The sequence below is a fragment of the Synechococcus sp. A15-44 genome, from assembly GCF_014280115.1.
In the GTDB taxonomy this organism is placed as follows: Bacteria; Cyanobacteriota; Cyanobacteriia; order PCC-6307; family Cyanobiaceae; genus Parasynechococcus.
Genome location: NZ_CP047938.1, coordinates 1,876,980 through 1,892,838, shown reverse-complemented (window position 1 = coordinate 1,892,838; position 15,859 = coordinate 1,876,980). Strand labels below are relative to the sequence as shown.

Here is a 15,859-nt window from a genome sequence, read left to right as displayed (position 1 = left end):
GTCCATTTCCTTCCGGTGCACTTGTCGTCGTCAGCTGATCTGACCCGCGATTTCTGAACAGCAGCAGCGGCGCTGTCGGTTCCGTCCTGGAAACCGTCGGTGTCGCTGCTGCTGTCGAATCGTCCTGTCAGATGAGCTTTTGCCGCCAATCCAGTCCTCCCCAGTCCCTTCGTCCTCTCTGCCGGTCCCCGCATGAGCAGCAGCGCGATTCAGGTCGCCAAGACCGCCACCTACCTCCCTGATCTGGTGGAGGTGCAGCGGGCCAGCTTTAAGTGGTTTTTGGATCAAGGTCTGATCGAGGAGCTTGAAAGCTTCTCTCCGATCACGGATTACACCGGCAAGCTGGAGCTGCACTTCATTGGTAGCGAGTACCGCCTGAAGCGCCCCCGCCACGATGTGGAAGAGGCCAAGCGCCGTGATGCGACCTTCGCGTCACAGATGTATGTGACCTGCCGCCTGGTCAACAAGGAGACCGGTGAGATCAAGGAGCAAGAGGTCTTCATTGGCGAACTGCCGCTGATGACCGAGCGCGGCACGTTCATCATCAACGGCGCTGAGCGCGTGATCGTGAACCAGATCGTGCGCAGCCCCGGTGTCTATTTCAAGGATGAAATGGACAAGAACGGCCGGCGCACCTACAACGCCAGCGTCATCCCCAACCGGGGTGCCTGGCTGAAGTTTGAGACGGATAAGAACGACTTGCTCCACGTTCGTGTGGACAAGACCCGCAAGATCAACGCGCACGTGCTCATGCGTGCCATGGGTCTGTCTGACAACGACGTGCTCGACAAGCTGCGTCACCCCGAGTTCTACAAGAAGTCGATTGATGCCGCCAACGACGAAGGCATCAGCTCGGAAGACCAGGCTTTGCTTGAGCTCTACAAGAAGCTGCGTCCGGGTGAACCCCCCTCAGTGAGCGGTGGTCAGCAGCTGCTGCAGACCCGTTTCTTTGATCCCAAGCGCTACGACCTCGGTCGGGTCGGCCGCTACAAGATCAACAAGAAGCTGCGCCTCACCATCCCCGACACGGTGCGCACCCTCACCCATGAGGACGTGCTCTCCACCCTCGATTACCTGATCAACCTGGAACTGGATGTCGGTGGCGCCAGCCTTGACGACATCGACCACCTCGGCAACCGCCGCGTTCGTTCCGTGGGCGAACTCCTGCAGAACCAGGTTCGTGTGGGTCTGAACCGCCTTGAGCGGATCATCAAGGAACGGATGACCGTCGGCGAAACCGACTCGCTGACCCCAGCCCAGCTGGTGAACCCCAAGCCCCTGGTGGCGGCGATCAAGGAGTTCTTCGGCTCCAGCCAGCTGAGCCAGTTCATGGACCAGACCAACCCTCTGGCTGAGCTCACCCACAAGCGCCGCATCTCGGCCCTTGGACCCGGCGGTCTCACCCGTGAGCGTGCCGGCTTTGCCGTCCGCGACATTCACCCCTCGCACTACGGCCGTCTCTGCCCGATTGAGACACCGGAAGGTCCCAATGCCGGTCTGATCAACTCCCTGGCCACCCACGCCCGGGTCAACGAGTACGGCTTCATCGAAACGCCGTTCTGGAAGGTGGAGAACGGTGTCGTTCTGAAGGATGGCGATCCGATCTACCTGTCTGCCGACCGGGAAGACGAAGTGCGCGTCGCCCCTGGTGACGTGGCCACCGAAGACGACGGCCGGATCTCGGCGGATTTGATTCCTGTGCGTTACCGCCAGGACTTCGAGAAGGTCCCCCCTGAGCAGGTCGACTACGTCGCCCTTTCACCGGTGCAGGTGATCTCCGTGGCAACGTCCCTGATCCCCTTCCTGGAGCACGACGACGCCAACCGTGCCCTGATGGGCTCCAACATGCAGCGTCAGGCTGTGCCCTTGCTGCGTCCCGAGCGTGCCCTGGTGGGCACCGGCCTGGAAACCCAGGTGGCCCGCGACTCCGGCATGGTGCCGATCTCCCGGGTGAATGGCACCGTCACCTATGTGGATGCCAACGCCATCGTTGTTCAGGACGAGGACGGCAACGACCACACCCACTTCCTGCAGAAGTATCAGCGCTCCAACCAGGACACCTGTCTGAACCAGCGCCCGATCGTCCGCTGTGGCGATCCGGTGATCGTCGGTCAGGTGATGGCTGATGGCTCGGCCTGTGAAGGCGGTGAGATCGCCCTGGGTCAGAACGTTCTGATCGCTTACATGCCCTGGGAGGGTTACAACTACGAGGACGCACTGCTGGTTAGCGAGCGTCTGGTCACCGACGACCTCTACACCTCGGTTCACATCGAGAAGTACGAGATCGAAGCGCGTCAGACCAAGCTCGGACCTGAGGAGATCACCCGTGAGATCCCCAACGTCGCTGAGGAAAGCCTGGGCAACCTCGACGAGATGGGCATCATCCGCGTGGGAGCTTTCGTTGAAAGCGGCGACATCCTCGTCGGCAAGGTGACGCCCAAGGGTGAATCCGATCAGCCGCCGGAAGAGAAGCTGCTGCGCGCGATCTTCGGTGAGAAGGCGCGCGATGTGCGCGACAACTCCCTGCGGGTGCCCGGCACCGAGCGTGGCCGTGTTGTGGATGTGCGCATCTATACCCGTGAACAGGGTGATGAGCTGCCCCCCGGCGCCAACATGGTTGTGCGGGTGTATGTGGCCCAGCGCCGCAAGATCCAGGTCGGCGACAAGATGGCCGGCCGCCACGGCAACAAGGGCATCATCAGCCGCATCCTTCCCCGGGAGGACATGCCCTATCTGCCCGACGGCACTCCGGTCGACATCGTGCTCAACCCCCTGGGTGTGCCGAGCCGGATGAATGTGGGTCAGGTGTTCGAGCTGTTGATGGGTTGGGCAGCGTCCAACCTGGATTGCCGCGTGCGCATCGTTCCCTTCGATGAGATGCACGGTGCTGAGAAGTCCCAGCAGACCGTCGAGACCTTCCTTAAAGAAGCCGCCAAGCAGCCCGGCAAGGGTTGGGTGTACGACCCTGAGGATCCCGGCAAGCTGCAACTGCGGGATGGCCGCACCGGTCTGCCCTTCGACCAGCCCGTGGCCGTGGGGTACTCCCACTTCCTCAAGCTGGTTCACCTGGTGGACGACAAGATTCACGCCCGTTCCACCGGCCCCTACTCCCTGGTCACCCAGCAGCCCCTGGGCGGTAAGGCACAGCAAGGCGGACAGCGTCTGGGTGAGATGGAGGTGTGGGCCCTCGAGGCCTATGGCGCCGCTTACACCCTGCAGGAACTGCTCACGGTCAAGTCCGACGACATGCAAGGCCGCAACGAGGCTCTCAATGCCATCGTCAAGGGCAAGCCGATCCCCCGCCCGGGTACTCCGGAATCCTTCAAGGTGCTGATGCGCGAGCTTCAGTCTCTGGGTCTGGACATCGCTGTCTATACCGACGAAGGCAAGGAAGTGGATCTGATGCAGGACGTGAACCCTCGTCGCAGCACCCCCAGCAGGCCCACCTACGAATCCCTCGGCGTCGCGGATTACGACGAGGACTGACGGATCAACGAACGAACCGATTCCCCGCTCCTTCTTCCTTAACCGTCAATGACCAACAGCAACCTCCGCACCGAGAACCACTTCGATTACGTCAAGATCACCCTCGCCTCACCCGATCGGGTGATGGAGTGGGGACAGCGCACCCTGCCCAACGGCCAGGTGGTCGGTGAGGTCACCAAGCCGGAGACCATCAACTACCGCACCCTCAAGCCCGAGATGGACGGGCTGTTCTGCGAAAAGATCTTTGGCCCGTCAAAAGACTGGGAATGCCACTGCGGCAAGTACAAGCGGGTGCGTCACCGGGGCATCGTTTGCGAACGCTGCGGTGTGGAGGTCACCGAGAGCCGCGTGCGTCGTCACCGCATGGGCTTCATCAAGCTGGCGGCACCCGTCTCCCACGTCTGGTACCTGAAGGGGATCCCCAGCTACGTGGCCATCCTGCTGGACATGCCCCTGCGGGATGTGGAGCAGATCGTCTACTTCAACTGCTATGTGGTGCTGGATCCCGGCGACCACAAAGACCTGAAGTACAAGCAGTTGCTCACCGAAGACGAGTGGCTGGAAATTGAAGACGAGATCTACGCCGAAGATTCCGAGATCGAGAACGAGCCCGTGGTGGGCATCGGTGCCGAGGCCTTGAAGCAACTGCTGGAAGATCTCACCCTCGATGAAGTGGCTGAGCAGCTGCGGGAGGAGATCAACGGCAGCAAGGGTCAGAAGCGCGCCAAGTTGATCAAGCGTCTGCGCGTGATCGACAACTTCATCGCCACCAACGCCCGTCCCGAGTGGATGGTGCTGGATGTGATCCCGGTGATTCCGCCCGACCTGCGCCCGATGGTGCAGCTCGATGGTGGTCGTTTCGCCACCAGCGATCTCAACGATCTCTATCGGCGGGTGATCAACCGCAACAACCGTCTGGCGAGGCTCCAGGAAATCCTGGCTCCTGAAATCATCGTCCGCAACGAGAAGCGGATGCTGCAGGAGGCCGTCGATGCCCTGATCGACAACGGCCGTCGCGGTCGCACCGTGGTGGGTGCCAACAACCGTCCGCTCAAGTCACTGAGCGACATCATTGAAGGCAAGCAGGGTCGCTTCCGTCAGAACCTCCTGGGTAAGCGGGTCGACTACTCCGGTCGTTCCGTGATCGTGGTGGGTCCGAAGCTGAAGATGCACCAGTGCGGTCTGCCCAAGGAGATGGCGATCGAGCTGTTCCAGCCCTTCGTGATCCACCGTCTGATCCGCCAGAACATCGTCAACAACATCAAGGCAGCCAAGAAGCTGATTCAGCGGGCTGACGATGAAGTGATGCAGGTGCTTCAGGAGGTGATCGACGGTCACCCGATCCTGCTGAACCGTGCTCCAACCCTGCACCGTCTCGGCATTCAGGCCTTCGAACCCAAGCTGGTGGATGGCCGCGCCATTCAGCTGCACCCCCTCGTCTGCCCAGCCTTCAACGCTGACTTTGACGGTGACCAGATGGCCGTTCACGTGCCCCTGGCCATCGAGGCGCAGACCGAGGCCCGCATGTTGATGCTGGCCAGCAACAACATCCTGTCCCCTGCGACCGGTGAGCCGATCATCACCCCGTCCCAGGACATGGTGCTTGGTTCCTACTACCTGACGGCGCTTCAGCCCGGTGCCTCCAAGCCCGACTTCGGCGATCGCAGCTGCACGTTTGCGGGTCTGGAGGATGTTATCCACGCCTTCGAAGACAACCGGATCGGTCTGCACGACTGGGTGTGGGTCCGCTTCAACGGTGAAGTTCAGGACGATGAAGAGCTGGATGCGCCCAGCAAGAGCGAATCCCTCAGCGATGGCACGCGCATCGAAGAGTGGAGCTACCGCCGCGACCGTTTCGATGAAGACGGTGCCCTGATCAGCCGCTACATCCTCACCACTGTGGGCCGCGTGGTGATGAATCACACGATCATTGACGCGGTGGCCGCCGCCTGAATCAAGCCAGACGTCTTTCCTCACTAACTCCTGATCCGCGCGCAGCCATGACCTCGTCCTCGAAATCCCGCAAGTCCAAATCCAGCAAAGCCTCCAAGGCCGCCAAAGAGGCTCCAGTGAGCGCATCGCGTCCGCTCTCGAAGACCCCACCGCCGTTCCGCAACCAGGTCATCGACAAGCGGGCCCTCAAGCAGCTCGTCGCCTGGTCCTACAAAAACCACGGCACGGCAGTGACGTCGTCCATGGCCGACAACCTCAAGGATCTCGGCTTCAAGTACGCCACCCAGGCGGCTGTGTCGATCTCCGTCGACGACCTCAAGGTGCCCGAGGCGAAGAAGGATCTGCTGGGCCAGGCCGAGGAACAGATCACGGCCACCGAAGAGCGCTATCGCCTCGGTGAAATCACCGAGGTGGAGCGTCACACCAAGGTGATCGACACCTGGACCGAGACCAACGAGCGTCTGGTGGATGCTGTCAAAAAGAACTTTGACGAGAACGCACCGCTGAACTCGGTGTGGATGATGGCCAATTCCGGCGCCCGGGGAAACATGTCCCAGGTGCGTCAGCTGGTGGGCATGCGCGGCCTGATGGCCAACCCGCAGGGTGAAATCATCGACCTTCCGATCCGCACCAACTTCCGTGAGGGTCTGACGGTCACCGAGTACGTCATCTCCTCCTACGGCGCCCGGAAGGGTCTGGTGGATACGGCGCTGCGCACCGCCGACTCCGGTTACCTCACTCGTCGTCTGGTGGACGTTGCCCAGGATGTGATCGTCCGTGAGGACGACTGCGGCACGACCCGCCACATCGTGGTGGACGCTGAGGACGGCAAATTCGGCAGCCGGCTTGTGGGTCGCCTGACCGCCGCCCAGGTGGTGAATGCCGATGGCGAAGTGCTGGCTGAGCGCGACACCGAAATTGATCCGCCGCTGTCAAAGGCCTTCGAGGCTGCTGGCGTCAAGGCCGTGAGTGTGCGTTCGCCGCTCACCTGTGAAGCCAACCGTTCCGTCTGCCGCAAGTGCTACGGCTGGGCACTGGCCCACAACGAACTGGTCGACCTGGGTGAAGCCGTCGGCATCATCGCGGCCCAGTCGATCGGTGAGCCCGGAACCCAGCTCACCATGCGGACCTTCCACACCGGTGGTGTGTCCACCGCTGAGACCGGTGTGGTTCGCTCCAAGGTGGCGGGCACCGTCGAGTTCGGCAGCAAGGCGCGGGTGCGTCCCTACCGCACCCCCCACGGTGTGAACGCCCAACAGGCTGAGGTTGATTTCAACCTCACGATCAAGCCGTCCGGCAAGGGCAAGGCCCAGAAGATCGAGATCACCAACGGCTCCCTGCTGTTCGTCGACAACGGTGCTGACATCGATGCCGACGTCACGGTGGCGCAGATCGCCGCTGGTGCGGTCAAGAAGAGTGTGGAGAAGGCCACCAAGGACGTGATCTGCGACCTGGCTGGCCAGGTGCGTTACGAGGAGGCGATCCAGCCCCGTGAGGTCACCGACCGCCAGGGCAACATCACCCTGAAGGCCCAGCGTCTTGGCCGGATGTGGGTGCTTTCCGGCGACGTCTACAACCTGCCGCCCAACGCTCAGCCCGTGGTCGGCAGCGAGACCCAGGTCACTGAGGGTCAGGTGCTGGCGGAAGCCAGCCAGCGGAGTGAGTACGGCGGTGAAGTGCGCCTGCGCGACTCCATCGGTGATTCCCGAGAGGTGCAGATCGTCACCACGGCGATGACCCTCAAGGACTTCAAACTTCTGGAGGAGTCCACCCACTCCGGTGAGATCTGGAACCTCGAGGCCAAAGACGGCACCCGTTACCGCCTCAACACCATCCCCGGCAGCAAGATCGGTTCCGGTGAGGTCATCGCTGAACTGGCGGATGACCGCTTCCGCACCGGCACCGGTGGTCTGGTGAAGTTCGCCCCTGGTCTGGCGATCAAGAAGGCCCGTTCCGCCAAGAACGGTTACGAGGTCAACAAGGGCGGCACCCTGCTGTGGATCCCCCAGGAGACCCACGAAATCAACAAGGACATCTCCCTGTTGATGATCACCGACGGTCAGTGGATCGAGGCCGGCACCGAGGTTGTCAAAGACATCTTTAGCCAGACCGCGGGCATCGTCACCGTCACCCAGAAGAACGACATCCTGCGCGAAATCATCGTTCGCAGTGGTGAGTTCCACCTCTGCACCGATGCCAAGGCACTGGAGCGTTTCGAGGGTGATGGCCAGATGGTCAACCCCGGCGAGGACATCGCCAAGGGGCTCTCCGTTGACACGATGAAGTACGTGCAGACGGTGGAGACCCCCGAAGGCAAGGGTCTGCTGCTGCGTCCGGTTGAGGAGTACACCATTCCCAACGAGGCCCAGCTGCCTGAGCTGTCCCATGTGAAGCAGGCCAATGGCCCTCACCTCGGCATCAAGGCCACCCAGCGTCTTGCGTTCAAGGACAACGAACTGATCAAGTCCGTTGAAGGTGTGGAGCTGCTCAAGACCCAGCTGCTGCTCGAGACCTTCGACACCACCCCGCAGATGACGGTGGATGTGGAGAAGGCTCCCGACAAGCGGGCCAAGACCATTTCCCGTCTGCGCCTTGTGATCCTCGAGTCGATCCTGGTGCGTCGCGACACCATGTCCGACTCCAGCCACGGCTCAACCCACACCGAGCTGCAGGTCGAAGATGGCGTGTCTGTGAAGGCTGGCGATGTTGTCGCCACCACCCAGATCCTCTGCAAGCAGGCCGGTCTGGCGCAGTTGCCTGAAGCCACGGAAGCCGACCCGGTGCGTCGGATGATCGTGGAACGCCCCGAAGACACCACCACCCTGAGCACCTCCGGCAAGCCGGTGGTGAGCGTCGGTCAGCGGATTGTCGATGGCGATGCCCTTGCCGACGGCGAAACCGCCACCTGCTGTGGTGAGATCGAGGCCGTCAGCGGCAACAGCGTCACCCTGCGTCTGGGACGTCCCTACATGGTGTCGCCCGACTCCGTCCTGCACGTGCGTGATGGAGATCTGGTGCAGCGCGGTGATGGCCTGGCCCTGCTGGTGTTCGAACGCCAGAAGACCGGTGACATTGTTCAGGGTCTGCCCCGAATCGAGGAATTGCTGGAGGCCCGTCGCCCCCGTGAATCCGCGATTCTCTGCAAGAAGCCTGGCACTGTTGAGATCAAGCAGGGTGAAGACGACGAGTCCCTCGCCGTCAACGTGATCGAATCCGATGACGCCATCGGTGAATATCCGATCCTGCTCGGCCGCAACATCATGGTGAGCGATGGGCAACAGGTCACCGCTGGTGAACTGCTGACCGATGGCCCGATCAACCCCCACGAGTTGCTCGAGTGCTACTTCGAAGATCTGCGCAGCCGCAAGCCGCTGATGGAGGCCGCCCAGGAGGCGATCGCCAACCTGCAGCACCGTCTGGTGACTGAGGTTCAGAACGTCTACAAGTCCCAGGGCGTCTCGATTGACGACAAGCACATCGAGGTGATCGTCCGTCAGATGACCAGCAAGGTGCGGGTCGAAGATGCCGGCGACACCACCCTGTTGCCCGGTGAGCTGATCGAACTGCGTCAGGTGGAAGACACCAACCAGGCCATGGCGATCACCGGTGGCGCTCCCGCCGAGTTCACACCGGTGCTGCTGGGTATCACCAAGGCGTCGCTCAACACCGACAGCTTCATCTCCGCCGCCTCCTTCCAGGAGACGACCCGGGTGCTCACAGAAGCCGCCATCGAGGGCAAGAGCGACTGGCTGCGTGGTCTCAAGGAGAACGTGATCATCGGTCGCCTGATTCCTGCAGGTACCGGCTTCAGCGGCTTCGAAGAAGAGCTGCAGAAGGAGGCTGGCCCCCACCCCGACATCCTTTCGGAGGACCCGGCCGGCTACCGCCGCATGCAGAACCTGCGTCCCGACTACACCGTCGACATGCCCCCTGCGGCCAGCGCCAGTGCGGTGCTGGATGACCCCAGTGACGCCGATCTCGAGGCCACTCGCACCCGCCACAACATCGACCCTTCGGCGAGCAATTTCGCCGCGTTCACCCGTCCGGACGCCGACAATGAGCTGAAGGAAGAGCAGGTTGTCGATGCTGAAGCCGTTGAAGGTCTTCAGGAAGAGGGCCTGCTCTCTGACGAATGAGCTCCGCTCAATCGTTCACCATTGCAGCCCCTTCCATGCTTGAGCCCACTGAGATCCCTAAGAGACGCCTGCCCAAATATGGGTTCCACACCCATACCGAGCGGCTGAATGGACGTCTGGCCATGCTTGGCTTCATCGCTCTGATGGCGGTGGAGATCAAGCTTGGCCATGGTCTGCTGATCTGGTGACCCAGGCTCTGCTGGGTCGCAGCGCGGCCGAGTTGCAGGACTGGGCCGTCGCCCAGGGACAGAAGCCGTTCCGCGGCCGTCAGCTGCATGACTGGATCTATGCCAAGGGGGCTCGATCCCTGGCCGACATCACGGTCTTCCCCAAGACCTGGCGTGCCGCCCTGCTGGAGGGCGGCATCGATGTGGGTCGGTTGAAGGAAGTGCATCGTTCGGTGGCCACGGATGCCACCACCAAACTGCTGCTCTCCACAGATGACGGCGAAACCATTGAAACCGTCGGAATCCCCACCGATCAACGGCTCACCGTCTGTGTGTCCAGCCAGGTGGGTTGTCCCATGGCTTGCCGCTTCTGTGCCACCGGCAAAGGGGGGCTGCAGCGTTCACTTCAGACCCACGAAATCGTGGATCAGGTGCTGAGTGTGCGTGAGGCGATGGACCGACGTCCCTCCCACATCGTGTTCATGGGCATGGGCGAGCCCCTGCTCAACAGCAGCGCTGTGCTGGAGGCGATCCGCTGCCTGAATGATGATCTCGGCATCGGCCAACGGCGCATCACCGTCAGCACGGTGGGTGTTCCGAAAACCTTGCCGCAACTCGCGGAACTGGCCATGCAGCGGCTGGGCCGCGCCCAGTTCACCCTGGCGGTGAGCCTCCATGCCCCCAACCAGCGGCTGCGCGAGGAGCTCATTCCCACAGCTCATGCCTACCCCTATGAGGCTTTGCTCGAGGATTGCCGTCACTATCTGGATGTGACCGGTCGGCGGGTGAGTTTTGAGTACATCCTGCTCGGTGACCTCAACGATCAGCCCGAGCACGCCGCAGAGCTGGCGGATCACGTTGGTGGTTTCCAGAGCCACGTGAACCTGATCGCCTACAACCCGATTGAGGAGGAGGAGTTCAAACGACCAACGCCGCAGCGGATCGAGGCGTTTCGTCGTTTGTTGGAGCGGCGCGGTGTTGCCGTGAGCCTCAGGGCCAGCCGGGGGCTCGATCAAAATGCAGCTTGCGGTCAGCTCCGGCGTCAGCAGATGGCCCCCAATTCATCCGGCAGCTGACGGGTGGGCTGATGCTCTGTTCCTCAGCAGACTGCTGAGGAACAGGGTCTGCGCATGACAGCGATCGATTGGCTGCTTCTCGCTGCTTACCTCGTTCTCACCCTGGTGTTGGGGTTGTGGCTGGCCCGCCGCAACAGCGGCGAGGCGGATTATTTCGTGGCTGGCCGTCGTCTGAACGGCTGGTTGGCCGGCGCCTCGATGGCGGCCACCACCTTCTCCATCGATACGCCGCTTTACGTTGCCGGCTTGGTGGGTGCCCGCGGCCTGGCGGGCAACTGGGAGTGGTGGAGCTTTGGTTTGGCCCACGTGGCCATGGCTGTTGTCTTCGCACCCCTCTGGCGCCGCAGCGGTGTGCTCACCGACGCCGCCTTCACCGAGCTGCGCTATGGCGGAGCGGCGGCGGCTTGGTTGCGCGGCATCAAGGCTTTCCTGCTGGCCGTGCCGGTGAACTGCATCGGCATCGGCTATGCCTTTCTCGCCCTCCGCAAGGTGGTGGAAGCGCTGGGGCTGGTGTCGGGTCAACCCGCAGCACTGGGACTAACGGACACGGTCTGGCTGTTGATGGTCGTGGCTCTGCTTGTGATGAGTTACACCGTGGCCGGTGGGCTCTGGGCCGTCGTGGTCACCGATCTGGTCCAGCTCGTGCTGGCGTTGGCGGGTGCCCTTGCCGTGGCCGCGGCTGCCCTCCATGCCGCAGGAGGGATGACAGCGCTGTTGGAGCAACTGCAGGCGCTGCAGCGGCCGGAGCTGCTGTCGCTGGTGCCCTGGACCTGGGACGATTCGGGCTTCCGCTGGTTGCAGGGCAGTGGCATCAGCATCCCGATGTTCACGGCCTACATCGCCGTGCAGTGGTGGAGTTTCCGCCGTAGTGATGGGGGTGGGGAGTTCATCCAGCGCATGCTGGCCACCCGCGATGAGCAGCAGGCGCGGCTGGCGGGTTGGGTGTTTCTGGTGGTCAATTACCTCGTGCGCAGCTGGCTCTGGATCGTGGTCGCGTTGGCGGCCCTGGTGCTGTTGCCGGCCGGCGCTGATCTTGAGCTCGGCTATCCCGCCCTGGCCGTGCAACTGCTGCCCCCCGTGGCGCTTGGCCTGGTGGTGATCTCTCTGGTGGCGGCGTTCATGAGCACCGTGAGCACCTCGGTGAACTGGGGAGCCAGCTACCTCACCCACGACCTCTATCAGCGCTTTGTTCGCCCCTCTGCCGGTTCGCGGGAGCTGTTGCTGGTGGGACAACTCACCACGGTTCTGCTGCTCGTTCTTGGGGTGATCACCGCTTTGATCAGCGACAGCATCGGCACGGTGTTTCGGCTGGTGATCGCGATCGGGTCCGGCCCCGGTGTGGTCCTGGTGCTGCGCTGGTTCTGGTGGCGCGTGAATGCAGCCGCGGAGCTGTCGGCGATGCTCTGCGGCTTTTTCGTTGGGGTGTTCACTTCGGTGGTGCCCCTGGTTCGGATCGAGGATTACGGGGTTCGCATTGCGGTGATCACCGGCCTCTCCGCTGTCGTCTGGTTGACGGTGATGCTGAGCACACCGCCGGAATCGGATGCTGTTTTGGAGCGGTTTGTGCGGACGGTGCGTCCTCCGGGCCCCGGGTGGTCCCGCCTGCGCCAGCGCTTCGGCGTCATGCCGATGGAGTCGTTGCCGGCCATGCTGCGGCGCTTCGTGCTGGCCTGTGGCGTGTTGTTTGGCGGCCTGCTCGGCACCGGAGGCTTCCTGTTGCATCAACAGTGGAGTGGCTGGATCGGTCTGTCGGTGCTGATCCTCTCGATCTGGCAGCTGCGGCGGCGAGTCGATGCCGTGCCCTCTTGAGCAGAATGACGCCTTGATTGGCCTGTTCCGGTGTCGTTTTTTCGTTCCACGCTTCTGCCGGCTCTGATTGTTCTTCTGTTTGCCCTGGCGTTGTTCGCTGTGAGTGCCCGCATCTGGCTTCCCGGTGACATGCTGGCTCCAGCCCCGATGGGTTGAGTCCTGGAATGGCTCCCGTAGCATCCCCGCATGACTGACGACCGCAGCCAACAGAAGGACCAGGGGCTGTCCAGCCTCTCTGTGGATCCTGATCTGCTGGCGCGTGAGCTGGCGGCGGAAGACGACGTTGATCCGCTTGATGCAATCCAGCTCGATGATGCCGAGCAGGATTCCTCCCTGGAGATTGCCCGGGCCTGTGACCAGGGCCTGGTCTTGTTGCGTGGCAACCACGGAGAACGGCTGCAGGGCCTGCAGGTGTTTTGTGAACACCGTGATCCCCGTTCGATTGCCCTGCTGCTGCCCTTGCTCCAGAACTCCTGTCCGGTGGAGCGGATGAGTGCCGTCTACGCCTTGGGCCGCAATCCATCACCGCCGGCTGTTGAGCCGCTGTTGCAGCTGCTTCAGCTCGATGCCAATGCCTACGTCCGCAAGGCTGCGGCCTGGAGCCTGGGCAATTTTCCCGATGCTCCGGTGCTCAATCCGTTGATCCGGGCGCTGCAGACGGATGTCGCAGCGGTGCGCCTCTGGTGTCCGGGATCCCTGGCGGAAGCCGGCAGCCGTTCCCCGGTCAAGGCCGACCCCGCAGCGGGGCAATTGCTGGTGAGTCTGCGCATCGACAGTGAAGCGGTGGTGCGCAGCAACTGCATCTGGGCTTTGGGCCGTTTGATGGATCAGCTGGTGCAGCCGCGGCAAGCCGAGATCGTTGAAGCCTTGGTGAGTGCCCTGCTCCATGACGGGGAGATCTCCGTGCGCGATGAGGCCAGAACGGCCCTCGAGCAGCTGGAGGATCCGCTGGTGCTGGAACGCCTGCAGGCCCTGATCAACGACGGTTTCATCCTGTAGCGCCGCTCTTGTAACGGCAAACGCAACATTCAGGGGTGACCCCCACTAGATTGCTGCGCAAATCACGCTTCTTCGATGCCCCAAAAGACCATTCGTTTCACCATTCGGCCTGACGGCCGTGTTGAAGAACGGGTCGAGGGTGTTGCTGGAGAAGCGTGCCAGCAGCTCACTGAAGAAGTGGAAGCTGCTCTTGGAACGGTTGAACGTCAGGAGTCCACATCCGAAGCGTTTCTGCAGCCTGAGGTCCAGTCCCAGTCTCTTCCCGCTCATTTGAACTGATGTCGCATTTCAGCACCGTCAAAACCGAACTGCGTCAGCTGGAGCCTCTGGTGAAAGCCCTGGAAGACATGGGCTATGCCCCTGATCAGGGTGAGCGTCCCGTGCGCGGCTACCGCGGCCAGACCGTCACCGCTGATCTGGCCATCGCCGTGCAGGACGGTGGTGACATCGGCTTCCGCTGGAACAGCGCATCGCAGTCCTATGAGCTGGTCACCGACCTTGATCTGTGGAAGCAGCAGATTCCTGTGGAACGTTTTCTCTCCAAGCTCACCCAGCGCTACGCCCTGAATACGGTTCTGGCTGCCACCACCAAGGAAGGATTTCAGGTTGCCGAGCAGACCCAAACCGAGGATGGTTCGATCGAACTCGTGGTGACCCGCTGGGACGCCTGAATCCTGGCTGACCCTTCGTCTTACGCGTTTTCCGCCCCCGCTCGCCCGCAGGAGCAGGCCACCGGGAGGGAACCCCTGCTCGGGGGAGACATGCGCGATCAGGCTGTCTGGGTGGATGAAGCCGTCTGCATCGGCTGTCGCTACTGCGCTCACGTGGCTGCGAACACCTTTGTTGTTGAGCCGCATTTGGGACGTTCCAGGGCCATCCGGCAGGACGGTGACTCCACCGAATGCATTCAGGAGGCCATCGACACCTGTCCTGTGGATTGCATTCACTGGGTTCCCTTTGAATCGTTGGAAACGTTGCGGCAAAACCTGATTCGCCAGAATCTGCAACCGCGTCCCCAGGGTTGATGGCGCTTCCCACCCGCCGATTCGGCCGCACGGAGCTTGAGATCCCCCTGTTGTCTCTTGGGGGAATGCGCTTTCAGCAGAGCTGGACCGACCTTCCAGCTGATGAGATCACGTCTGCATCGCAGACCCAGCTCGAGGCGACGCTGAAGCGCGCGGTGGATCTGGGCTTTCACCATGTGGAAACGGCGCGGCACTACGGCAGCTCAGAGCGCCAGCTGGGTTGGGCCCTGCCCCGCACACCTGACCCCTCCCGTCTGCTGCAGAGCAAGGTTCCTCCCCGGCCCGATTGCGACGCCTTCGAAGCGGAACTGGAGCTCAGTTTTGAGCGGTTGGGCTGCGATCGCCTGGATCTGCTGGCCGTCCATGGCATCAACCTGCCGGAGCATCTTGAGCAGACCCTTCAACCCGGGGGCTGCATGGAGGTCGTGCGCCGCTGGCAGGCGGATGGCCGTATTGGGCACGTGGGCTTCTCCACCCACGGCCCCACAGCCTTGATCGCAGAGGCCTGCGCCTCCGGCGCCTTCGACTACGTGAATCTGCACTGGTATTACATCCGCCAGGACAACAGCCCCGCCCTGGATGCAGCCCGCCGTCAGGACATGGGCGTGTTCATCATCAGTCCCACCGATAAAGGCGGCCATCTGCACACACCGTCTCAACGCTTGTTGGAGCTGTGTGCACCGCTGCATCCCATCGTGTTCAACGACCTCTTCTGTCTCCAGGATTCGCGGGTGCACACCATCAGCGTTGGCGCCGCTCGGCCGGAGGATCTCGAGCTTCACCTGGAGGCGTTGAAGCTGCTGCCCGATGCAGCAGCCTTGATTGCACCGGTGGACCAGCGTCTCCGGCAAGCGGCTGATGAAGCGCTGGGTCGCGACTGGATGGCCACCTGGTCTGTGGGGCTGCCGCCTTGGCATGCAACACCTGGGGAGATCAACCTGCCGGTGTTGCTCTGGCTTTACAACCTGCTGGAGGCCTGGGATCTCGAGAGTTATGCCAAGGCACGTTATGGGTTGCTGGGCTCCGGCGGCCACTGGTTCGCCGGTGCCAATGCCGATGGCTTTGATGGTGAGGTCAGTGCCGAAGAGCTGCAGATCGTCCTGAAGGACAGCCCATGGCGTGAGCGCATCCCTGACATCCTGCGCAGCCTCAAGGGCCGTCTTGCAGGGGAATCGCAGATGCGCCTGTCGAGCGTCTGAGGACCTGTC

Annotated in this window: 12 protein-coding genes; all 12 read left to right on the top strand. The window is 62.4% G+C overall.

Features of this window, described 5'->3' with window-relative positions; translation table 11 throughout:
- The first annotated feature begins 192 nt into the window (after positions 1 to 192).
- The 12 genes from rpoB (at position 193) to SynA1544_RS10565 (ending at position 15,850) form a co-directional block, all read left to right on the top strand.
- Positions 193 to 3,486 (top strand): DNA-directed RNA polymerase subunit beta, encoded by a 3,294-nt coding sequence (gene rpoB, locus SynA1544_RS10615; RefSeq protein WP_038553495.1) that lies wholly within the window; start codon positions 193 to 195, stop codon positions 3,484 to 3,486.
- A gap of 48 nt (positions 3,487 to 3,534) precedes the next feature.
- Complete coding sequence (locus SynA1544_RS10610) at positions 3,535 to 5,439, top strand: DNA-directed RNA polymerase subunit gamma (protein WP_006851054.1); 1,905 nt, start codon at positions 3,535 to 3,537, stop codon at positions 5,437 to 5,439.
- Positions 5,440 to 5,486: 47 nt separating this feature from the next.
- Complete coding sequence (locus tag SynA1544_RS10605; RefSeq protein ID WP_186513522.1) at positions 5,487 to 9,575, top strand: DNA-directed RNA polymerase subunit beta'; 4,089 nt, start codon at positions 5,487 to 5,489, stop codon at positions 9,573 to 9,575.
- 35 nt (positions 9,576 to 9,610) lie between these two features.
- Positions 9,611 to 9,763: a hypothetical protein gene (locus SynA1544_RS10600; RefSeq protein ID WP_006850847.1), complete on the top strand. Its 153-nt coding sequence runs from the start codon at positions 9,611 to 9,613 to the stop codon at positions 9,761 to 9,763.
- Positions 9,760 to 10,818, top strand: coding sequence for a 23S rRNA (adenine(2503)-C(2))-methyltransferase RlmN (rlmN, locus tag SynA1544_RS10595; RefSeq protein ID WP_186513520.1), 1,059 nt, complete (start codon positions 9,760 to 9,762; stop codon positions 10,816 to 10,818). Before SynA1544_RS10600 ends, rlmN begins: the two co-directional genes overlap by 4 nt.
- Before the next feature lie 54 nt (positions 10,819 to 10,872).
- Positions 10,873 to 12,627 (top strand): sodium:solute symporter family protein, encoded by a 1,755-nt coding sequence (locus SynA1544_RS10590; RefSeq protein WP_186513518.1) that lies wholly within the window; start codon positions 10,873 to 10,875, stop codon positions 12,625 to 12,627.
- 30 nt (positions 12,628 to 12,657) lie between these two features.
- On the top strand, positions 12,658 to 12,783 hold the full coding sequence (locus SynA1544_RS14825; protein ID WP_011365010.1) for a hypothetical protein: 126 nt from the start codon (positions 12,658 to 12,660) through the stop codon (positions 12,781 to 12,783).
- 30 nt (positions 12,784 to 12,813) lie between these two features.
- The gene (locus SynA1544_RS10585; protein ID WP_114989424.1) at positions 12,814 to 13,626 is read left to right on the top strand and encodes a HEAT repeat domain-containing protein; all 813 of its coding nucleotides are present in this window, start codon (positions 12,814 to 12,816) and stop codon (positions 13,624 to 13,626) included.
- Positions 13,627 to 13,701: 75 nt separating this feature from the next.
- The gene (locus SynA1544_RS10580) at positions 13,702 to 13,905 is read left to right on the top strand and encodes a DUF2997 domain-containing protein (RefSeq protein ID WP_115010030.1); all 204 of its coding nucleotides are present in this window, start codon (positions 13,702 to 13,704) and stop codon (positions 13,903 to 13,905) included.
- Positions 13,905 to 14,297, top strand: coding sequence for a DUF1257 domain-containing protein (locus tag SynA1544_RS10575; RefSeq protein ID WP_186513516.1), 393 nt, complete (start codon positions 13,905 to 13,907; stop codon positions 14,295 to 14,297). Before SynA1544_RS10580 ends, SynA1544_RS10575 begins: the two co-directional genes overlap by 1 nt.
- A 3-nt stretch (positions 14,298 to 14,300) precedes the next feature.
- On the top strand, positions 14,301 to 14,651 hold the full coding sequence (locus tag SynA1544_RS10570; RefSeq protein WP_255477794.1) for a ferredoxin: 351 nt from the start codon (positions 14,301 to 14,303) through the stop codon (positions 14,649 to 14,651).
- Positions 14,651 to 15,850, top strand: coding sequence for an aldo/keto reductase (locus SynA1544_RS10565; protein WP_186513514.1), 1,200 nt, complete (start codon positions 14,651 to 14,653; stop codon positions 15,848 to 15,850). Before SynA1544_RS10570 ends, SynA1544_RS10565 begins: the two co-directional genes overlap by 1 nt.
- The last annotated feature ends 9 nt before the right edge of the window (positions 15,851 to 15,859 follow it).